Origin of the sequence: Variovorax atrisoli 110B, assembly GCF_000382045.1 — a bacterium.
GTDB classification, from domain to species: domain Bacteria; phylum Pseudomonadota; class Gammaproteobacteria; order Burkholderiales; family Burkholderiaceae_C; genus Variovorax; species Variovorax atrisoli.
Map to the genome: position 1 here is coordinate 1 of NZ_KB907464.1, position 20,403 is coordinate 20,403.

A 20,403-nucleotide genomic window follows, 5' to 3' on the forward strand; every position below is an offset into this window, starting at 1 on the left:
CCGGGCTTGCCGATCAGCGTCATCGGCACTTCGTTGACCATGCCCAGGTATTCGAAGTCGGTCTCGACGTTGAAGGGCAGCTTGCGATAGAGCGCCGGCATCGTCGACATGCCGATGTGGTTCAGCAGCAGCGTGTAGCCGTCGGGATTGGCACGTGCCACCTTGGCGGTGCCGATGGAACTGCCCGCGCCGGCGGTATTGTCCACCACGATGGTGGTGCCCAGCGTCTTCTGCATGGCTTCGGCCAGGTCGCGAGCGACACGGTCGGTGGGGCCGCCGGCGGCGAATGGCACCACCAGCGTCACGGTCTTGCCCGCGGGGAAATCCTGGGCGTGTGCACCGACGGCCGCGGCGGCAATCGCCGCGAGGGCGAACAGTTTCTTCATGTCGTCTCCGAAAAGGGGGGAATAAAAACGCCGCGATCTTAAGGGCTGACCAGGGCCTGACCTATAGCGAATAGCCCTTAGCCGAAGGCCGTCTTGCGCACCGTGGCGGGGCGTGCGGAGGGCGTTCGAACCCCTGCCTCGCAGGCCTCGACAAGCAGCGGCAAGTGGCGCGCAGGCCCACTCTTCGTAAGGGAAGATTGCCGGCCGTCGAACTGTCCGACAGGCGGAGCCGGCGACGGACGATGCGGGCTGCACGGGGCAGACCTAGGGTGAAGCTTCAAAAGGAGATTCCACCCATGTCCAATACCTCCCGGTCGACCACCCCGTCGACCACTGCATCGACCACCACGGCATCCTCCTCGTCGCTCGATGGATTGAAGGTCGCCATCCTCGTGGCCGACGGCTTCGAGCAGGTCGAGATGACCGAGCCGCGCAAGGCGCTCGACAACGCCGGCGCGCGGACGCGGATCGTCTCGCCCGCCCAGGGCAGCGTGCGCGGCTGGAACCATCACGATCCGGCCGACAGCTTCGCGGTCGACGTGCCGCTCAAGAGCGCCAGGCCCGACGACTTCGACGCGCTGCTGCTGCCGGGCGGCGTCGTGAACCCCGACACGCTGCGCATCGACGAGAAGGCGGTCGCCTTCGTGCGTGCATTCGTCGAGTCCGGCAAGCCCATCGCGGCGATCTGCCACGGCCCATGGACGCTGATCGACGCCGGCGGCGTCAAGGGCCGCAAGATGACCTCGTGGCCCTCGCTGCAGGCCGACCTGAAGAACGCGGGCGCGCAGTGGAGCGACAAGGAGGTCGTCGTCGACGGCAAGCTCGTCACCAGCCGGAAGCCCGACGACATTCCGGCCTTCAACCGCGAGATGACGAAGCTCTTCGAGCACGCGCGGGAGCCGGTGGCGCACTGACCGGTGCCGCTTGCGCCGTGGCGGGCAGCGGGCCCGTGTAGCGCGCGCGGGGGCGTATCAGATGGCCCGCGGCCTGCTGCTCGAGCACGTGCGCGGTCCATCCCACGCTGCGCGCGAGCGCGAAGAGCGTGAGCGGAGCGCCGGCCGGCAGCTTGTGCACGGCTGCGAGCGCGGCAAGCGCGAAGTCGATGTTCACGGCCTCGCCCAACAGCTTCTCGCCGGTCTCGCGCAGCTGCGCGAATTCGGGCGGCAGCGCGATGTTCTCCAGCAGGGCAGCGCAGCGTGCATCGCCCGCCGGATAGAGCGGATGCCCGAACGCCGCCAGCGGCCGTCCGTGCGAGAGCCATTCGCGCACGGCGGCTTCGGTGCCGACGGCGGCCGCGTTGCGCATCAGCGCCTGCACCGCGGCGGAAGCACCGCCGTGCAGCGGACCCGTCAGCGTCGAAAGCCCCGTGAGCAGGCAGGCCGCCATCGAGGCACCGGTGGATGCGGTCACGCGTGCCGCGAAGGTCGAGGCGTTGAGTTCGTGGTCTGCCAGCAGCACGAGCGCGCGGCGCAGGTCGTCGGCCGCACGCGGACGGCGCCATGCGGCGGCCAACCGCATGTGCATTGGCGTGTCGGCACGCGGCGGTGCGGTGCGCAGCATGGCATCGGCCAGTGCGCCGATCGCCACTGCCGCCTCGGCCTGCAACACGCCTGCCGAGCGGCCGCGCGAGGGCAGGTCCGAACCGGCGCGCGTTGCCAGCGCGAGCAGTCCGGCCTGCAAGGGGTATTCATGCGAGTCCTGGGCATCGGAAGGCGAGGCGGCGGTGTGGAAGCGCGGCGGCGCGCTTTGCCACAGCAGCCCCGCCACGTCTTCCAGCGTGGCGTGCGCTGCGAGTTCGCAGGCGTCCTGTCCGCGATACAGCAGCCGTCCATCTGCCACTGTCGATACCGCGGATGGCAGCACCGGCTCGCCCCACTGGATCGCCTCGCTCGCCACCGTCTCGACGCTGCGCCTGCCTCTCGCGCGTGCGGCGATGCGCTGCACGTCGTCGCGGTGGTAGAGGCTGCGGCGCGGGTCGGCCGCGTCGGTCTTGGCGCGGATGCGGCCGCGGCTCACGCTCGCGTAGAGGGTCTGCGGACGCACCTGCATCAGTTCGAGCGCATCGGCCGCCGGAAGCCACAGCGGCGGGGTCTTCTTGATGGTCATGTTGACAGAATAGATCAAGATTGACGTCAATATCCGCCCGATCAGAATCGATGCCATCGTGACAACCAGGAGCAAAGAGCGATGAACAACGACGATGGCAGCCTCGAAGGCGTGGTGGCTGCGCATACCGTGCTGTCCGAGGTGGATGGTGCGGCCGGCCGGCTGGTGATCCGCGGCCATGAACTCGACGAGATCGCGCAGCGCTGGCGCTACGAGGACGTGGTGCACCTGCTCTTCGAGGGCTTCTTCGACACCCTGCCTGCCGCCTCGGCGCTGCGCCGCGCCATCGGCCGCGCGCGCCGCGAGGCCTTCGAGCTGCTGCAGCCGAACGACGACGCCCTGCTGCGCCGCATGCCGCCCATCGAGGCCGTGCGCGCACTGATGGCGCGCCTGCCCGATGGCGACGACCTGCCGACCGCGCTGCGCCTCGTTGCCGCGCCGGCCGTCTACACCGCCGCCGTGATGCGCTGGCGCATCGGCGTGCCTGCACTGGCGCCCGACGAGGCGCTGCCGCACGCCGCGGACATGCTTCGCATGCTGCATGGCCGCTCGCCCACGCCCGCGCAGAGCGCGGCGCTCGACACCTACCTGGTCACCGTGTGCGACCACGGCCTCAACGCATCGACCTTCGCGGCGCGCGTGGTCGCATCGACCGGAGCGGGGCTCGCATCGGCCGTGCTCGCGGGCATCAGCGCGCTGAAGGGGCCGCTGCACGGCGGCGCACCCGGGCCGGTGCTCGACGCGCTCGATGCCATCGGCAGTGCCGCCAACGCCCGCGCGTGGCTGGAGCAGGCGGTGGCGGAAGGCCAGCGGCTGATGGGTTTCGGCCATCGCATCTACCGCGTGCGCGATCCGCGTGCCGACGCGCTCAAGGGCGCGCTGGGGCGGCTCGGCGAGGAGGGCAGCGTGAACGCGGCGCGCTTCGCGCTGGCCGAGGCGGCGGAGCAGGCCGCGCTCGCCATCCTGCGCGAGAAGAAGCCGGGCCGCGCGCTGGAGACCAACGTCGAGTTCTACACCGCGCTGCTGCTGGAGGTCCTCGGTTTCGGCCGCGAGAGCTTCACCTGCGTGTTCGCGGCCGGCCGCGTGAGCGGCTGGGTGGCGCATGCGCGCGAGCAGGTGAAGAAGGGGCGGCTGATCCGCCCGCAGTCGGTCTACATCGGACCCGAGCCGCAGGAGTCCGGCGAAGCCGCACTCGCGCACTGAGCCTACAGGGGGCGCACGCCGCCATCCGATACGCTCGCCTTTCCGCAGGACTCCGCCGCACAGGCCGCGCCCTGCATCGTGAAAGGCGAAAGTATTTCCTCCATGACGGCGACCTCCCTCCAGCCGCAGGCACTGCGCCTGCCGCGCGATCTCGCGCTCATCACCGTGGCCATCGATGCCGCGATGATGCTTGTCAACATGGCCGCCCAGCTCTGGCCCGACTCGCCCGAGGCCGAGCAGCTGCGCAGCGCCTATGCGCTGCCGGGCGTCTGGATCCCGATGGTGTGCAGCATCGCGATGGGCTGGGTGCTGGCCGCCGCGATGGCGTGGAGCCACGGGCGCAATGCGCTCGAAAGGCACGGCGCCGTCAGCGTGGCGCGGCTGCCGCAGCCGCGTATCCGCTATGCCGCAGCCTACCTCGTGGTGCTGCTGCTGAACTTCTACGCGCTGAGCCCGCTGCTCTACGACCTGCAGCTGCTCTTCATGCCGGGCGGGCGCTTTCATGAATCGCTGGGCTACACCTCGATGCGCGCGGCGATGCCGGTGTTCATGTTCCTGCAGTCCATGGCCCAGTTGATCGTGCTGGTGCTGGGCATCTGGCTCTCGGCCTGGATCGCGCTGAGGGGCGCCCGTGCCGGATCGGCAGACGTGCAGGCCGACGAGTCGCTGCAAGGACCACCGCCGCGCCGCGCGGTGGCGCTGGTGGCTGCCTCGGTGTTCGCGTCGCTGCAGATGTGGAGCGGTGCCGCGGTGAGCCGCTGGAGTTCCATGACGCAAGGCCTCGACGGTCCCGCGCTGCTGGTCGCCTGGGTGGTGCCGCCGCTCGCGGCCTTCGGGCTCGCGTTCTGGGGTGCATGGCTCGGTGCCGCGCCGGTCTTCTCGCGGGTGCGGCCGTTCAGGGCGGTGGGAGCGTCGGTGCTGGCCTTCGTGCTGGTGCAGCTGCTGTGCATCGCGGCCGCACTGGCATGGCTGGCGATGGCGGTCTGGCTGCACGGCTTCAACAGCGCGGGCAGCCTCGTCGGCTTCGCGCTGGCACTCGTGCTGGTCTACACGGTGCTCACGGTGGTGCTCACGCGTGCCACCACGCGCGGGCTGTACCGCCGCTACTTGTAGCTGCGCGCGTCCTCGATCACCTTGCCGTCGTTGGGCAGCGAGCCCGCGCCCACGACGACGACCTCGCCGCGCAGCTTGGTCACCTCGCGGATCGCCTCGCCCACGCGCGCTTCGAGTCCTTCAGGAGCCACGTCCGCGCATTCGAGCTGCAGGGTCATCCTGTCGTCGCCCGTCTCGCCCGAGACGACCAGCCGTGCGCGCTGCACTTCGGGAAAGCGCCTCGCGATCTCCGCCACCTGCGAGGGGTGCACGAACATGCCGCGCACCTTGGTGGTCTGGTCGGCCCGGCCCATCCAGCCCTTGATGCGCTTGTTGGTGCGGCCCGTGGGGCAGGTGCCCGCCAGCACGGCCGAGAGGTCGCCGGTGCCGAAGCGCACCAGCGGGTAGTCGGGGTTGAAGGTGGTGACGACGATCTCGCCCACCTCGCCGTCGGGCACCGGGTCGCCGGTGCCGGGGCGGACGATCTCGACCAGCACGCCCTCGTCGAGCACCAGCCCCTCGCGCGCGCTGGTCTCGTAGGCGATGAGGCCCAGGTCGGCGGTGGCGTAGCACTGCGTGCCCTTCACGCCGCGCGCCGCGATCCAGTCGTGCAGGCTCGGCGGAAAGGCTTCGCCGGAGACGAGTGCCTTGGTCAGCCAGGGCAGCTTCAGGTTCTTCTCCTCGGCCTTCTCCAGCAGGATCTTGAGGAAGCTCGGCGTGCCCGCGTAGCCCTCGGGCCTGAGGTCCACCATCGCCTCGAGCTGCTGCTCGGTCTGGCCGGTGCCGCCCGCGAAAACGGTGCAGCCCATGGCGTGCGCGCCGCTTTCCATGATCGAGCCGGCGGGCGTCATGTGGTAGCTGAAGCTGTTGTGGATCAGCTCGCCGTTGCGAAAGCCCGCCGCATGCAGCGCACGCGCGGTGCGCCAGTAGTCGCGCGCCTCGCCCTCGGGCTCGTAGATGGTGCCGGGGCTCGCGAACACGCGCGGCATGCGCGGGCCGCGCACGATCGACGAGAAGCCGCCGAACGGGTCGTCCGCGCGGCGAGCCTTCTGCAGTTCGAGCAATTCCGATTTGCGCGTGACCGGTAGTTTCGCGAGCGCCTCGCGCGTCGTGACGTCGCCGGGCTTCACGCCGTCGAGGATCTTCGCGAAGGCGGGTGCCGCGGTCTGTGCCTGCGCGATCTGCTTCGGCAGCGCGGCCAGCAGGTCGCGTTCGCGTTCGGCGGGGTCTCGGATCTCGAGCTTGTCGTAGTGGTCGGTCATGTCCGTACCCTTTGTCTTGCAATTCGGTTTTTCAACCACGCTGATGTGTTCAGGGTGCGTGCACAGGCCACCGGGTACTCCCCTCCGCGAATGTTCCCCGGCCTGCGGCCTCCTCCTTTATTTCGCTGCGGGGAGCACCCGGTACCCTGTGCACGAGACACGCTGTCGGTGTGCGGCCGATGAACCAGAGCTCCGAACCGATCACGTCGATGGGGTGCCTTGCGCAGCGAAATAAAGGAGGAGCCCGAAGGGCGGGGGACATTCGCGGAGCAAGGCACCCCGTCGGCGTGATCGCGCCCCGAACGGCAACGCGGCGAAAACGTTGGAACGGTCAAGCCAGCCACCTCTTGCGGCGCTTGTAGCTCTTGACGTCGCGGAAGCTCTTGCGATCCGCGCCGCCGACACCGAGATAGAACTCCTTCACGTCCTCGTTCTCGCGCAGGCTCTTCGCCTCGCCGTCCATCACGATGCGGCCGTTCTCCAGGATGTAGCCGTAGTCGGCGTAGCGCAGCGCCATGTTGGTGTTCTGCTCGGCCAGCAGGAAGGTCACGCGCTCCTTGGCGTTGAGGTCCTTCACGATCTCGAACACTTCCTCCACGATCTGCGGCGCCAGGCCCATCGAGGGCTCGTCCAGCAGCACCATGGTCGGGTTGGCCATCAGCGCGCGTCCGATGGCGCACATCTGCTGCTCGCCGCCCGAGGTGTAGGCCGCCTGCGAGGTGCGGCGCGTCTTCAGGCGCGGGAAGTACGCGTACACCTTCTCCAGCGTCTGCTGCACCGCGGCCTTGCCGTCGGTGCGCGTGTAGGCGCCGGTCATCAGGTTCTCCTCGATGGTCAGGTGGGCGAAGCAGTGGCGGCCTTCCATCACCTGGATCAGCCCGCGCTTGACCAGCTCGGCCGGCGAGAGCGCCTCGATGCGCTCGCCGCGCAGCTCGATGGTGCCCTTGGTGACCGCGCCGCGCTCGCCCGCCAGCAGGTTGCTCACCGCGCGCAGCGTGGTCGTCTTGCCCGCGCCGTTGCCGCCGAGCAGCGCCACGATGCCGCCGTCGGGCACCGTCAGCGACACGCCCTTGAGCACCAGGATCACGTGGTTGTAGATGACCTCGATGCCGTTGACGTTGAGGAGGATGTTGGATTCGCTCATGGTGTGGTCCGAAGCATTCGAAAGAACCGACGCGATGCCGTTCTTTCGGATGCCCGCTTGGCCCACCTCCTTTCGGGGAACACCGCGGAACCGGCTATGCCGGGCCGCAGGTGTTGCCCCCTGCCAGGGGGTTGGCGAAGCGACACGAAGTGCGCGAAGACTGGGGGTCAGCTCAAGACTGGCAGTCGGCCGCTTCGCGCCGGGTCAGTTTCTTCTCGCCCGCGTACTTGTCGGCGGCGGCCTTCACCATCGGCTTGATGATCTGCTCGTCGGCCTGGTACCAGTCGGACATGTCACCCCACTTCGCGCCGTCCCAGGTGTGCACGCGCGCCCAGGTCGAGCCCATGTGGTCCTGGCACGAGGTGCTCACCGGCCGCATCACGCCCGAGAAGCCCAGCGCGTCGAGCTTCTTCTGGTCGAGCGCGAGGTTCTCCATGCCCCAGCGCACCTGCTCGCCGGTCATGACCTTGCCCTTGCCGAAGCGCTCCTGCGCACGCTTGACGGCCTCGATGGTCAGCATCTGGATGATCACGCCGCGTGTGTAGAGCACCGAGCCAACTTCTTCCTTCGGACCCGTGCCCTGGCCCTTGTCGTGCACCTGCTTGAGGATGTCCTGGATCACCTTGGGCTCGGTGCCCGAGGTGTTCAGCGCCAGCGCGTGGTAGCCCTTGGCGTTCGCGCCCACGTCCTTCACGTCGGGCTCGGCGCCGGCCCACCACACGCCGTACATCTTCTCGCGCGGGTAGCCGGTGGCAACGGCCTCCTTCAGGGCGGTGGAATTCATCACGCCCCAGCCCCACAGCAGCACGAAGTCGGGGCGCTGCTGGCGCACCTGCAGCCAGGCCGACTTCTGCTCCACGCCCGGCGCGGTCACCGGGATCAGCGAGAGCTCGAAGCCGTTCTGCTTCGCGCGCTCCTGCAGCAGCGGGATCGGCTCCTTGCCGAAGGGCGAGTCGTGATACACGAGGGCGATCTTCTTGCCCTTGAGTTTGTCCATGCCGCCTTCCTTCTTCCCGATGTGCTGGATCAGGATGTCGGCTGCGGTCCAGTAGGAGCCCATCAGTGGGAAGTTCCACTTGAAGACGCCGCCGTCCTGCGAGGCGGCCAGGCCGTAGCCCAGCGTGATCAGCGGGATCTTGTCGGTGGGCACCTTGTCGGTCAGCGCGAAGGTGATGCCGGTGGCCTGCGGGTCGAAGAGCGCGACGCCCGGGCGCCCCTTCAGGCGCTCGTAGCACTCCACGCCCTTGTCGGTGGCGTAGCCGGTCTCGCACTCCTCGTACGCGATCTTCACGCCGTTGATGCCGCCGTTGGCGTTGACCAGCTTGATGTAGTCCTGCTTGCCGTTGGCCCAGGGCGTGCCGTTGGGCGCGTAGGGGCCGGTGCGGTACACCAGCAGCGGGAAGAACTGCTCCTTGGCCTGCGCACCGGCCACGGATGGCGCGAGCGCGGCGCCGAGGGTGCCGGCCACCAGGGCGGCGGTCAGAGCGAGCGATTTGAGTTTCATGCCTGTCTCCTTTGTGGGCACCTCGGTGCCGGGTTTCTACGAACGGAACTCGTCAATGCGGGAAGGGCCACAGCCGCAGCTTCTCCTTGGCCGTGGACCACAGCCGCGCGAGGCCGTGCGGCTCCACGATCAGGAAGAACACGATCAGCGCGCCGAAGATCATGGTCTCCAGGTGCGAGGCGAGCGCGGTGGAAATCGAGAAGCCCAGCCATGCGGGCAGCTGGTTCAGGAACAGCGGCAGCAGCACGATGAAGGCGGCGCCGAAGAAGCAGCCCATGATCGATCCCAGCCCGCCGATGATCACCATGAACAGCAGCTGGAACGAGCGGTCGATGCTGAAGGCCGCCGGCTCCCACGCGCCGAGGTGAACGAAGCCCCACAGCGCGCCGGCCACGCCGACGATGAAGCTGCTCACCGCGAAGGCCGTGAGCTTGGCGTACACCGGGCGGATGCCGATCACCGCGGCCGCCACGTCCATGTCGCGCATCGCCATCCACTCGCGGCCGATGGCGCTGCGCACCAGGTTCTTTGCGAGCAGCGCGAACACCGACACGAAGACCAGGCAGAAAAGATACTTCTGCGCCGGCGACTCGATGGGCACGCCGAACACGTTGAGCCCCGCCACGCTCACCGAGCCGGAGGAAGAGTTGTTGGTGAACCACTGGATGCGCAGGAAGGCCCAGTCGGTGAAGAACTGCGCCGCCAGCGTGGCCACGGCCAGGTACAGCCCCTTGATGCGCAGGCTGGGAATGCCGAACAGCACGCCGATGACAGTGGCGCACAGCCCGCCCAGCAGCAGCGACGCGATCAGCGGCATGCCGTCGATGCGCACCTGGAAGTTGTAGGCCGCGTACGCACCCACCGCCATGAAGGCGCCGGTGCCCAGCGAGATCTGCCCGCAGTAGCCCACCAGGATGTTCAGCCCCAGTGCGGCGAGCGACAGGATGAGGAAGGGCGTGAGGATCGCTCGCATCCAGTAGTCCGACACGCTCAGCGGCACCACCACGAAGGCCACGACGAGCAGCGCCAGGATCGCGAAGCGGTCCTGCGCGATCGGGAAGATCTGCTGGTCGGCGCGGTAGCTCGACTTGAATTGGCCGTTTTCTCTGTAGAACATTTTCAGACCCGATCGATGATCTTTTGGCTCCGGCCCGCTTCGCTTAACTTGCTTCGCAAGTTGGCCTGCGCCGAAAAATTGTTGATCTCGTATTTCATACGCGATCAATGATTTTTTCGCCGAAGAGGCCTTGCGGACGGACCAGCAGGAACACCAGCGCGAGAACGTAGGCAAACCAGATCTCGATGCCGCCGCCGAACATCGGCCCGAGGTAGATCTCGGAGAGCTTCTCGCCCACGCCGATCAGCAGGCCGCCGATGATCGCGCCCGGGATGGAAGTGAGCCCGCCCAGGATCACCACCGGCAGCGCCTTCAGCGCCACCAGCGACAGCGAGAACTGCACGCCCAGCTTCGATCCCCAGATGATCCCGGCCACCAGTGCAGAGAAGCCGGCCACCGACCACACGATCACCCAGATGCGCTTGAGCGGAATGCCGATGGACTGCGCGGCCTGGTGGTCGTCGGCCACCGCGCGCAGGGCCCGGCCGGTGGCGGTCTTCTGGAAGAAGATGGCCAGCACCACCACGAGTCCGGCCGCCACCAGCGCGGCGATCAGGTCTTCCTGGCTCAGCAGCAGGCCGCCCTGGAAGGTGTTCTCCAGCACCATCAGTGGCTCCTTGGGCATGCCGACGTCGATCTTGTAGATGTCGTTGCCGAAGATGGTCTGGCCCATGCCGTCGAGGAAGTAGGCGATGCCCAGCGTCGCCATCAGCAGCGTGATGCCTTCCTGGTTCACCAGCCTGCTCAGCGCGAGCCGCTCGATCAGCCATGCCACGACCACCATCACCGCCATGGCAGCGACGAAGGCCAGGATGTTGGCGAGGATCTGGCTCTGGAAGCCGAACCACTGCGGGAACCACTCGGCGAAGCGCGCCATCGCCAGCGCTGCGAAGAGCACCATCGCGCCCTGCGCGAAGTTGAAGACGCCGGAGGCCTTGTAGATCAGCACGAAGCCGATGGCGATCAGCGAATAGAGCATGCCGACCATCAGGCCGCCGAAGAGGGTTTCGAGGAAAAAGCCCATGGTCAGTTTCTTTCTCCCTCTCCCGCTTGCGGGAGAGGGCGGGGGTGAGGGCAGGCGGCGTTGGAAAAACCGATGAAGGTAGCGAGGCCGTCGGCCCTCACCCCAACCCTCTCCCGCAAGCGGGAGAGGGGGCAAGACGGGGAGCGCTCGTGTGCTGCCACGTCAGTGCTCCACGCCGAGGTATGCCCGGATCACGTCTTCGTTGTTCCGGACCTCATCCGGCGTCCCATCGCCGATCTTCTTGCCGTAGTCCAGCACCACCACGCGGTCGGAGATGTCCATCACCACGCCCATGTCGTGTTCGATCAGCACGATGGTGGCGCCGAACTCGTCGTTCACGTCGAGGATGAAGCGGCTCATGTCCTGCTTCTCCTCCACGTTCATGCCGGCCATGGGCTCGTCCAGCAGTAGCACCTGCGGCTCCATCGCGAGCGCGCGGCCCAGGTCGACGCGCTTCTGCAGGCCGTAGGGCAGGCGCCCCACGGGCGTCTTGCGGTGCGCCTGGATCTCGAGGAAGTCGATGATGTGCTCGACGAATTCGCGGTGCGCGAGCTCCTCGCGCTCGGCCGGTCCCCAGCGCAGCGCCTGCGCGAACAGGCCGCTCTTCATCTTGAGGTTGCGCCCCGTCATGATGTTGTCGAGCACGCTCATGCCCTTGAAGAGGGCCAGGTTCTGGAAGGTGCGCGCCACGCCCATCTCGGCCACCTGGCGCGAGTTCATGTGCTTGAAGGTCTTGCCGCGGAAGGTGATGGAGCCCTGCTGCGGCCAGTACACGCCGTTGATGCAGTTCAGCATCGAGCTCTTGCCCGCGCCGTTCGGCCCGATGATGGCCCGCACCTCGTGCTCGCGCACGTTGAAGCTGATGTCGGTGAGCGCCTTCACGCCGCCGAAGCTCAGGGAGATGTTCTGCACGTCGAGGATGACCTCGCCGTCCTTGCGGCCGCCCCGGGTCGTTGTTGCAAGCATGGAGGCCTCGGTGTGGTTGTGCGCGTTCATGCGGCCGCCTTGACCAGTGGAAAGCGCTTCGCGTCGACGATCTTCAGCGTGGCGCTCACCGAGCCCGTGCGTCCGTCCTCGAACTTGACCTGGGTTTCGATGAACTGCTCGGCCTTGCCGCCGTAGAGCGCATCGACCAGCACCGCGTATTTGTCCGCGATGAAGCCGCGGCGCACCTTGCGCGTGCGGGTGAGCTCGTCGTCGTCGGGGTCGAGCTCCTTGTGCAGCACCAGGAAGCGGGCGATCTGCGTCTCGCCCATGCCGTCTTCCGCGGCGAGGTCGGCGTTCACCTTGGCGATGCACTCGGCCACCAGCGCGAGCACGTCGGCCTTGCCGGCCAGGTCGACGTAGCCGCCGTAGGCCAGGCCGCGGCGCTCGGCCCAGTTGCCGACGGCCTCGTAGTCGATGTTGATGGCGGCGCAGACCTCGTCGCGGCCGTTGCCAAAGCACACGGCCTCCTTGATCTGAGGGAAGAACTTGAGCTTGTTCTCGATGTAGTTGGGCGCGAAGATCGCGCCGCCCACGAGCCGGCCCACGTCCTTGGCGCGGTCGATGATGCGCAGGTGGCCCTCGCTGTCGAGCACGCCGGCGTCGCCGGTGTGGAAGTAGCCGTTCGCATCCAGCACCTCGGCGGTGGCGTCGGGGCGCTTGTAGTACTCCTTGAGCACAGACACCCCGCGCACCAGCACCTCGCCGTCGTCGGCGATCTTCAGCTCGATGCCCGGCGCGGCCGTGCCCACGGTCTGCAGCTTGACCTTGCCGTCCTGCTGCAGGCACACATAGGCGCAGGTCTCGGTCTGGCCGTAGAACTGCTTCAGGTTCACGCCGATGGAGCGGTAGAAGCGGAACAGGTCGGGCCCGATGGCCGCGCCCGCGGTATAGGCCACGCGGATGCGGCTCATGCCCAGCACGTTGCGCAGCGGGCCGTAGATCAGCAGGTCGCCCAGGCGGTACATCAGCCGGTCGCCCGTGCTCACCGGTGCGCCGTTGAGGATGTCCGCGCCCACGCGCTGCGCCAGCGCCATGAACTTCGCGTACAGCCAGCGCTTGGGCGCGGCGGCGTCCTCCATTCGGATCGACACGGCCGTGAGCAGCCCCTCGAAGGTGCGCGGCGGGCCGAAGTAGTAGCTCGGGCCGATCTCGCGCATGTCGTTCATCACCGTTTCCGACGATTCTGGGCAGTTGAGCGTGAAGCCGCCCACCAGCCACTGCGCCACCGAGAACAGGTGGTCGCCCACCCACGCCATCGGCAGGTAGCTCATGATGTTGTCGCCGGGGCCGAGCCTGTCGGTCTGCACGCCGCCGCGGCCCGCCGCGATGAAGCTCGCGTGCGTCTGGCACACGCCCTTGGGGCGGCCGGTGGTGCCGGAGGTGTAGAGGATCACGCCGACGTCGGTGGCCTCGCCGCTGGCCACCGCGCGGTCGTAGTGGCCCACGTTGGACTTGTCGAACTCGCGGCCCAGCGCGCGCAGCTGCTCGTAGCTCATGAGCCCGGGCTGGTCGTAGTGGCGCAGGCCCTTGGGGTCGTCGTAGACGATGTAGCGGATGCCCGGCTGCCCGCCCTGCTGCAGCTCGCGGCATTCGAGCAGCTTGTCGACCTGCTCCTGGTCCTCGACGATCACGAACTCGATGCCGGCGTCCTGCAGCATGAAGACCATCTCGCCGGCCACCGCGTCCTGGTACAGCGGCACGGGCACGCCGCGCAGGCTCTGCGCCGCGACCGCCGACATGTACAGGTGCGGCCGGTTGGCGCCGACGATCGCGAGGTTGTCGAAGGGCTTGAAGCCCAGGCTCGCGAGGCCGCAGGCGATCTCGCGCACTTCCTGCGCCACGGCGCTCCAGCTCCAGGTTTGCCAGATGCCGAGGTCCTTCTCGCGCATGGCGGGGGCCTCGGGCCGGGCCTCGGCATGCGCGAGCAGCAGACGGGGAAAGGTGGGGGCGGGTGTTTGCACAGTGGGCGGATCGTAGGACTCACTTTGACGCCCGCTTGTCGTTCCAACGACAATCCTAGGGACACTACTCCCCGGAGTTTCCCGATGCCTCACGGCCATCCCACCCACAGCGCGCTCGGCGGTTCGACCATCAGGGACCGGGTGCGCGCAGCCAATGCGGAAGAGCTGGCCGGCATTCCCTGGCTCTCGACCCTCACGCCCGCCGAGCGCCGCCGTGCCGAGGCCGCGCTGGTGGTCGGCGAGGCCGAGCCCGGCGACCTGGTGTGCCGCGTCGGTCGCTCGCCCACCTACTGGTTCGGCGTGGTCGAGGGCCTGCTGAAGATGAGCAACGACAACGCCGACGGCGGCTCCGTCACCTACACCGGCGTGCCGCCCGGCGGATGGTTCGGCGAGGGCACGGTGATGAAGCGCGAGCCCTACCGCTACAACATCCAGGCGCTGCGGCGCAGCCTCATCGCCGGGCTGCCGACCGAAAGCTTCCACTGGCTGCTCGACCACTCCATCGGCTTCAACCGCTTCGTGATGAACCAGCTCAACGAGCGGCTGGGCCAGTTCATCGCCGCACTCGAGATCGACCGGCTCAACAACCCCGACGCGCGCGTGGCGCGCAACCTCGTGTCGCTCTTCAACCCGGTGCTGTACCCGGGCGTGGGCGAAGTCCTGCGGATCACGCAGCAGGAGCTGGCCTACCTGGTCGGCCTCTCGCGCCAGCGCGTGAACGAGGCGCTCAACGCGCTGTCGGCGCAGGGGCTGATCCGCGTGGAATACGGCGGCCTGCGCGTGCTCGACCTGCCGGGCCTGCGCGCGACCGCCATGTCGAACAGGAAGAGCCAGCCGGCGACAACCCAGGCACAAAGACCATGACCCAACTTTCCGACAAGCTCCAGATCGTGCCCGCTAACGCCGAGGCAGCATTCATCCCGCCCCCGGAACCGCCCAAGGCCCGGCCCGAAAGCGCCGGCCCCACGCTGGAAGAAGCCATCGCACGCAACGAGGCCCTCACCGAGAAGATCGAGGCGCTCGACGCGGTGCTGGCCAGGCCGCTCAACGAGATCCTCGCCGACCGCGAGAAGGCCGAGGAAGCCGCGCTCGCGTGGGACCGCTTCGGCGCCATGTGGATGCTCTCGCAGCGCGCGATGCGCCGCGTGGCGCTCGACCTCGCAGCGCAGCTCGGCGTGAGCGAGGAAGAGGTGGTGGCGCGTGCCATGGCCAATGCCAACGCGGTGCTCAACGGCGCGGACGAGGTCGACCTGGGCGGCACCATCGCGCCGGCGCAGATGCAGCACATCGCGCGGCATCGGAGCTTCCTGAGAAAGCAGTTCAAGTAGGGACAAGCGATTCGCTTTAACCTTGCGGCCTTCGTTCCATCAACAAAGACTTCTCCAGATGTCCACCTCCCACCTCACCCTTATCACCGGCGCCTCGCGCGGCCTGGGCCAGTCCATGGCCGAACAGCTGCTGCAGGCCGGCCACACGGTGATCGGCATTTCGCGCAAGCAGTCGCCCGCGCTGGCCGAAGCGGCCAAGGCCGCCGGCGCCGAACTCACGCAATGGGAGCAGGACCTGTCCGATCCCGTCGCCGCAGCCGAGCGGCTGTCGGCGTGGCTCAAGACTGTCGATGCGCAGCGCTTCGACAGCGTCACGCTCATCAACAACGCCGGGACGGTCGGCAATCCGGCGCCGCTGTCGGGCGCGGTGGAAACCGAGCTGTCGCAGGCGCTGCGCATCGGCCTGGAAGCGCCGATGCTGCTGACGGCGGCGTTCCTCGGCGCCACGCGCGAATGGCGCGGCGCGCGCAAGGTGCTGAACATCTCCTCGGGCCTGGGCCGCAACGCCATGGGCAGCCAGGCGCCGTACTGCGCCGCGAAGGCCGGCATGGACCACTTCTCGCGCGCCGTGGCGCTGGAAGAGGCCAACGCGCCGAACGGCGCGCGCATCGTCTCGCTGGCACCCGGCGTGATCGATACCGACATGCAGGTGCAGCTGCGCGGCGCCTCGGCCGAGAAGTTTCCCGATCGCACGCGCTTCGAGAAGATGAAGAACGAAGGCATGCTCGACAGCCCCGCCACCGCGGCCGCCAAGGTGCTGAAGTACCTGGCGCGCGCGGACTTCGGCGCGAAGCCCGTGGCCGACGTGCGCGATCCCGACTGAGCGGAAGGCGAGCGACCTCATGGCAACCGCCCAGGCCATCGATACCGGCGAGTACAAGCTCTTTCCCTCGCCGCGCAACCTGCATCGCATCGTGTTCGAGCACCAGGTGTTCGTGCCGTACCCCTATGCGCTGATCGTGATGAACGAGTTCGGCTTCAAGGGGCGCTACAGCCTGTTCTCGGCCTGCCGCATGAGCGACGGGAAGATGGGGCAGGTGGTGACGTTCGAGGACGTGGCGGACGTGGACGTCTTCAATCGCAAGTTCGTGCCGGACTGAGGTCGCCCGGGGGCTTTGTTCCCTCTCCCCTTGGGGAGAGGGGCAGGGTGAGGGATGCGGCGCAGGAAGATGCGCGACTTTCGCTACCGCCGCTACCCCCTCACCCCAGCCCTCTCCCCGAGGGGAGAGGGAGTGCAGCCATCGGGGCGCGGCACATGCCCAAGATGCTGCTTGCTACTGCATCGCAAACCTGTCGCGCTGCGCCTGCGCGCATTCGCCCATCACGCCCAGCGCGCGCTCCACCGTCGGCGTGCCCATCACGAACGGGTTCGCGGCGCCTGCCGGCTGCTGCCGCAGCGCGGCCATCTTGGCCTGCGAGCTGTCGACGTTCGAGTGGTTCGACAGCATCACGTCGATGTTCTGCGCCTTCACGATCGAATCCATGCGCTTGGTGGACGCGATGTAGTTGTCCAGCCGCGGAATGTCCTTGCCGAAGTTGAAGCCCGTGCCGCCCCAGAGCATGGCGCGGTGCTTCCTGCCGTTCTCGCTCACGTCGAACACCGGCGACAGCGTGCCCATGGTGTGGCCCGGCGTGAGATAGAGCGTGACGGTGGTGTCGCCCAGCGTGACGCGGTCGCCGTCCTTCACCGAGATGTCCCGCTTGGGCGGCGCACCCCAGATCGGCGTGGCGAATTCCAGCCTGGTCTCGGTCATCGTCCAGTCGGCATCGCTCATCACCACGCGCGCGCGGTACTTCTGCGCGAGGTAGGGCGCGCCGCCGTAGTGGTCGCCGTGGCCGTGCGTGACGATCACGTACTTGATCTGCGCGGGGTCGAGGCCCAGCTTGCGCATGCCGCCTTCGATGAGCGCGGCCGCTTCCACCTGGTTGTTGAGCGCATCGATGAGGATGATGCCGTCCGAGGTCTTGATGGCCCAGGCGCTGACCCAGTCGGCGCCCACGAAGTAGAGGTTGTCGAAGGCCCTGGCCGGCGGCGGCGCGGGCCTGTTGATGAGCAGGGGCAGGCCCTTGTCGAGCTCTTCCTGGGGCGGGTGCGCGGCGGGAGCGGGCTTGCACAGCGACAGCAGCGGCCCGAGGTCGGTGCCCGCGGCCCTGGTGGCTGCCGCGACGTGCGCGGCAACGGTGGCGTCCGAAGGTTTCTGCGCGGCAGGTGTCTGCGCGCAGCCCTGGAAGAGGGCGACGGCCGCCGCGAGGGCGGCCGTCTTCAATGGAAGCGAAGGAACCATCGGTGTCTCCATGCCGTCGTTGCGGCCTGTTCGGGAGACACCATTCTGCGACGCGAAGGCTTATTCGATTGTCGCGCCCGAGGCTTGCACGATGCCCTCCCACTTCTCGTAGTCGGTCTTCAGCAGCGCGCCGAACTGCTCGGGCGTCATGCTCTGCGGCTCGGCGCCCTGGGCGATGATGGCCGCCTTCATCTCGGGCGTGGCCAGCAGCTTGTTGACTTCGGCATTCAGCGTGGTCACTACGTCCTTCGGCGTGCCGGCGGGCACGAAGAGGCCGTACCAGGTGCTCACGTCGAAGTCCTTGTAGCCAAGCTCGGCCACGGTGGGCGTCTCGGGCAGCGAGGTGCTGCGCCTGGCCGAGGTCACGGCCAGCGGACGCAGCTTGCCGGCCTTGATCTGCGCCATGGCCGAGGGCACCGACGACACCATCAGGTCGACGTTGCCCGCGAGCACGTCCATCATGGCCGCGTTGGAGCCCTTGTAGGGCACGTGGCGCATCTTGATCTTGGCGGCGCTGTTGAAGATCTCGCCGGCCAGGTGGATGGTGGTGCCGTTGCCGGGCGAGCCGTAGGTGACGGTGTCGGGCGCGGCGCGCGCGGCCTTCACCACGTCGTCGAGCGTCTTGAACTTGGAGTTGGCCTGCGTGACGATCACCACCGGCGTGTAGGCCACGTGGGCCACGGCCGTGAAGTCCTTCACCGGGCTGTAGCTCAGGTTCTTGTAGAGCCAGGGCGCCACGACCATGTTGTCCTTCTGGCCCATCACGATGTCGTAGCCGGTGGGCGCGGCACGCGCGGCCTCGGCGATGCCGATGGTGCCGCCGGCGCCCGCGCGGTTGTCGGGAACCACGGTCCAGTGCTTGGCCTCGGTCAGCTTCTGGGCCACCAGGCGCGCCAGGATGTCGGTGCCGCCGCCGGGCGGGAAGGGCACGATCATGCGCACGGGCTTGTTGGGATAGGCGGTGGCCTGTGCGTGGGCGGTGGCCGTGAAGGCCAGGGGGAGTGCCAGCGAAAGGGCCGTCGATGCGGCCAGCTTGCCGAAGTGTCTGCGGATCATGGGTTGTCTCTTTGTCGAAGTAGATGGGGTTGCAGCCGTTGCCTGTGCCGTCACTGCACCTGGGGTGCAGTGTGCCGGAAGCCGCGTAAGAAGGATTTCTTCATTCGCGATGGGGCACGTATCGACTCGCGGGGCCTCCATTTTCCGATGCCTTGACAGGCCCCTCTCCGACGCAAATACTGCACCGTATGGTTGAGTATTTTTGGCTCGCCCGGCGCCGCTCGATGCCGTGGCGGGCCTTGCAGGAGACTCGCATGCTCGGAAACATCAACGCAGTGGCCAACCTCGCGGTGAAGGATCTCGCCGTGGCCCGCCGCTTCTACGAGGACACGCTGGGCCTGGCCCAGGTCGATGCGGAGGGCGACGAGGTCATCGTCTACCGCAGCGGCAACACGCGCATCAACGTGTACCGCTCGCAGTTCGCGGGCACCAACCAGGCGACGGCCGTGACGTGGTCGGTCGACGGCGACATCGAGCGCGTCGTGGAGGCTTTGAAGTCGCGGGGCGTGCGCTTCGAGCACTACGACATGCCTCATGCGAAGCTGGTGGGCGACCTCCATGTCATGGGCGACATGAAGGTCGCGTGGTTCAAGGACCCTGACGGGAACATCCTGAACCTGATCAACGACTGATCGACGGTCGATCAGCCGAAGTTCTTGGCGGCGAAGTCCCAGTTGACCAGCTTGGCCAGGAAGGTCTCGACGAACTTCGGACGCAGGTTGCGGTAGTCGATGTAGTAGGCGTGCTCCCAGACGTCCACCGTCAGCAGCGCGGTGTCTGCAGTCGTCAGCGGCGTGCCGGCTGCGCCCGTGTTCACGATGTCCACCGAACCGTCGGCCTTCTTCACCAGCCAGGTCCAGCCCGAGCCGAAGTTGCCCACGGCCGACTTCACGAAAGCTTCCTTGAAGGCGTCGTAGCTGCCCCACTTGGCTTCGATGGCCTTGGCCAGCGCGCCGGTGGGAGCACCACCGCCTTGCGGCTTCATGCAGTTCCAGAAGAAGGTGTGGTTCCAGATCTGCGCGGCGTTGTTGTAGATGCCGCCGCTGGACTTCTTGACGATCTCCTCGAGCGTCATCGACTCGAATTCGGTGCCCTTCTGCAGGTTGTTGAGGTTCACCACGTAGGCGTTGTGGTGCTTGCCGTAGTGGTACTCGAGGGTCTCCTGCGAGTACTCGGGGGCCAGTGCGTCGAGCGCGTAGGGCAGGGGTGGGAGCTTGTGTTCCATCGTGGTTTCCTCGTGGTGGTTGAAAAAGAAAGAAGGGTCAGGCATTCGCCCTGGGTTCGACCCGGTAGGCGCAGCGCCGTGCGCCCGCCAGCACGTGTTCGACGCGGCTGACGCTCACGTCGGGGCCCAGCACCTCGTCGAACAGCTGCAGCTCGCTGCGGCAGAAGCCCGTGCAGGCCTGCGCCGCGGTGCAGATGGGGCAGTGGTTCTCGATGAAGAGAAAGCCGCTGCCTTCCTCGTCGGGCCGGAACTCGGCCATGTAGCCCTCGCGGCTGCGGATCTCGGCCAGCCGCTCCAGCCGCGTCTTCAGGCTGCGCGCGCCGCGCATGGCCTCGGTGTAGCTCGCGCGCATGGCGGCCTCGCGCGCGCCGATGAGCTGGTCCATGCCCTTCTGCCCGAACACGCTGATGACGGCGCTGATCATCTGCACCGTCATCTCGGCGTGCGTGTCGGGAAAGCGCTTGTGGCCTTCCCCGGTGAGGCGCCAGATCTGCGTGGGCCGGCCCCGGCCGCTGGAGCGGCTTTCGGAGTCGACCAGCCCCTCGGCCTCCAGCTTGGCCATCTGCTGGCGCACCGCCTCCACCGTGACGTTCAGCACCTTGGCAATGTCGGGAATGCCGAGCGCGCCGCGCGTCTTGAGCGTCGAGAGGATGCGGTCTGCCGGCTGGTGCGGCATCCAGGTGGGCCTGGCGTCGGGGGAGGACATGGCGGCTAGGGGCGTGG

At 67.8% G+C, this 20,403-nt stretch carries 21 protein-coding genes; 8 read left to right on the top strand and 13 right to left on the bottom strand.

What is annotated here, in order from left to right:
• Nucleotides 1–386, bottom strand: a 386-nt coding sequence (locus G369_RS0129570) for a tripartite tricarboxylate transporter substrate-binding protein (protein WP_019657686.1), incomplete at its 3' end; no start/stop codon positions are given.
• Nucleotides 387–682: 296 nt separating this feature from the next.
• On the opposite strand from G369_RS0129570, the gene G369_RS0129580 reads away from it, so the two are divergent.
• Nucleotides 683–1,300 carry a type 1 glutamine amidotransferase domain-containing protein gene (locus G369_RS0129580; protein WP_019657687.1) on the top strand — a complete coding sequence of 206 codons (618 nt, stop codon included), beginning with the start codon at nt 683–685 and terminating at the stop codon, nt 1,298–1,300.
• Here the strand turns inward: G369_RS0129580 and G369_RS0129585 are convergent.
• A complete protein-coding gene (locus G369_RS0129585) occupies nt 1,245–2,492 on the bottom strand; it encodes a citrate synthase (RefSeq protein WP_019657688.1) in 1,248 nt (415 codons plus the stop codon). The two genes, G369_RS0129580 and G369_RS0129585, sit on opposite strands and share 56 nt — an antisense overlap.
• An 81-nt stretch (nt 2,493–2,573) precedes the next feature.
• Here G369_RS0129585 and G369_RS0129590 point away from each other — a divergent pair, with 81 nt between their 5' ends.
• On the top strand, nt 2,574–3,695 hold the full coding sequence (locus G369_RS0129590) for a citrate synthase/methylcitrate synthase (RefSeq protein ID WP_019657689.1): 1,122 nt from the start codon (nt 2,574–2,576) through the stop codon (nt 3,693–3,695).
• A 102-nt stretch (nt 3,696–3,797) separates the two neighbouring features.
• Entirely contained in the window at nt 3,798–4,808 is a 1,011-nt protein-coding gene (locus tag G369_RS0129595) for a hypothetical protein (protein WP_019657690.1), read from the top strand.
• Here G369_RS0129595 and G369_RS0129600 read toward each other — a convergent pair.
• From G369_RS0129600 to G369_RS0129630, 7 genes are all read right to left on the bottom strand, one after another.
• The gene (locus tag G369_RS0129600; protein WP_019657691.1) at nt 4,799–6,049 is read right to left on the bottom strand and encodes a phenylacetate--CoA ligase family protein; all 1,251 of its coding nucleotides are present in this window, start codon (nt 6,047–6,049) and stop codon (nt 4,799–4,801) included. The genes G369_RS0129595 and G369_RS0129600 overlap by 10 nt on opposite strands.
• Before the next feature lie 331 nt (nt 6,050–6,380).
• Nucleotides 6,381–7,193, bottom strand: coding sequence for an ABC transporter ATP-binding protein (locus G369_RS0129605; protein WP_026346745.1), 813 nt, complete (start codon nt 7,191–7,193; stop codon nt 6,381–6,383).
• Between the two features lie 172 nt (nt 7,194–7,365).
• On the bottom strand, nt 7,366–8,697 hold the full coding sequence (locus G369_RS0129610) for an ABC transporter substrate-binding protein (protein WP_019657693.1): 1,332 nt from the start codon (nt 8,695–8,697) through the stop codon (nt 7,366–7,368).
• Nucleotides 8,698–8,749: 52 nt separating this feature from the next.
• Nucleotides 8,750–9,814, bottom strand: a complete 1,065-nt coding sequence (locus G369_RS0129615; RefSeq protein ID WP_019657694.1) for a branched-chain amino acid ABC transporter permease — start codon at nt 9,812–9,814, stop codon at nt 8,750–8,752.
• A gap of 94 nt (nt 9,815–9,908) precedes the next feature.
• Nucleotides 9,909–10,838: a branched-chain amino acid ABC transporter permease gene (locus tag G369_RS0129620; protein WP_019657695.1), complete on the bottom strand. Its 930-nt coding sequence runs from the start codon at nt 10,836–10,838 to the stop codon at nt 9,909–9,911.
• Between the two features lie 162 nt (nt 10,839–11,000).
• Nucleotides 11,001–11,834, bottom strand: coding sequence for an ABC transporter ATP-binding protein (locus tag G369_RS0129625; RefSeq protein ID WP_019657696.1), 834 nt, complete (start codon nt 11,832–11,834; stop codon nt 11,001–11,003).
• A complete protein-coding gene (locus G369_RS0129630; protein ID WP_019657697.1) occupies nt 11,831–13,786 on the bottom strand; it encodes an AMP-dependent synthetase/ligase in 1,956 nt (651 codons plus the stop codon). Before G369_RS0129630 ends, G369_RS0129625 begins: the two co-directional genes overlap by 4 nt.
• Nucleotides 13,787–13,870: 84 nt before the next feature.
• On the opposite strand from G369_RS0129630, the gene G369_RS0129635 reads away from it, so the two are divergent.
• Genes G369_RS0129635 through G369_RS0129650 form a run of 4 tightly spaced genes read left to right on the top strand, consistent with a single transcriptional unit; the run spans nt 13,871 to nt 16,214 of the window.
• Nucleotides 13,871–14,650: a Crp/Fnr family transcriptional regulator gene (locus G369_RS0129635; RefSeq protein ID WP_019657698.1), complete on the top strand. Its 780-nt coding sequence runs from the start codon at nt 13,871–13,873 to the stop codon at nt 14,648–14,650.
• Nucleotides 14,647–15,114 (top strand): hypothetical protein, encoded by a 468-nt coding sequence (locus G369_RS0129640; RefSeq protein ID WP_019657699.1) that lies wholly within the window; start codon nt 14,647–14,649, stop codon nt 15,112–15,114. Before G369_RS0129635 ends, G369_RS0129640 begins: the two co-directional genes overlap by 4 nt.
• 58 nt (nt 15,115–15,172) lie before the next feature.
• A complete protein-coding gene (locus tag G369_RS0129645) occupies nt 15,173–15,937 on the top strand; it encodes an SDR family NAD(P)-dependent oxidoreductase (RefSeq protein WP_019657700.1) in 765 nt (254 codons plus the stop codon).
• A 19-nt stretch (nt 15,938–15,956) separates the two neighbouring features.
• Nucleotides 15,957–16,214 (top strand): hypothetical protein, encoded by a 258-nt coding sequence (locus tag G369_RS0129650; RefSeq protein ID WP_019657701.1) that lies wholly within the window; start codon nt 15,957–15,959, stop codon nt 16,212–16,214.
• Nucleotides 16,215–16,388: 174 nt separating this feature from the next.
• Here the strand turns inward: G369_RS0129650 and G369_RS0129655 are convergent, their stop codons facing one another.
• Both G369_RS0129655 and G369_RS0129660 read right to left on the bottom strand, forming a co-directional pair.
• Nucleotides 16,389–17,399 carry an MBL fold metallo-hydrolase gene (locus G369_RS0129655; RefSeq protein WP_020723352.1) on the bottom strand — a complete coding sequence of 337 codons (1,011 nt, stop codon included), beginning with the start codon at nt 17,397–17,399 and terminating at the stop codon, nt 16,389–16,391.
• Between the two features lie 60 nt (nt 17,400–17,459).
• On the bottom strand, nt 17,460–18,455 hold the full coding sequence (locus G369_RS0129660) for a Bug family tripartite tricarboxylate transporter substrate binding protein (protein WP_019657703.1): 996 nt from the start codon (nt 18,453–18,455) through the stop codon (nt 17,460–17,462).
• A 254-nt stretch (nt 18,456–18,709) separates the two neighbouring features.
• Between G369_RS0129660 and G369_RS0129665 the strand changes: the two genes are divergently transcribed.
• Complete coding sequence (locus tag G369_RS0129665) at nt 18,710–19,087, top strand: VOC family protein (protein WP_019657704.1); 378 nt, start codon at nt 18,710–18,712, stop codon at nt 19,085–19,087.
• A gap of 11 nt (nt 19,088–19,098) precedes the next feature.
• Here the strand turns inward: G369_RS0129665 and G369_RS0129670 are convergent, their stop codons facing one another.
• Nucleotides 19,099–19,680 carry a superoxide dismutase gene (locus G369_RS0129670; RefSeq protein WP_019657705.1) on the bottom strand — a complete coding sequence of 194 codons (582 nt, stop codon included), beginning with the start codon at nt 19,678–19,680 and terminating at the stop codon, nt 19,099–19,101.
• A gap of 37 nt (nt 19,681–19,717) precedes the next feature.
• Nucleotides 19,718–20,386, bottom strand: a complete 669-nt coding sequence (locus tag G369_RS0129675) for a helix-turn-helix transcriptional regulator (RefSeq protein ID WP_019657706.1) — start codon at nt 20,384–20,386, stop codon at nt 19,718–19,720.
• Nucleotides 20,387–20,403 lie beyond the last annotated feature (17 nt).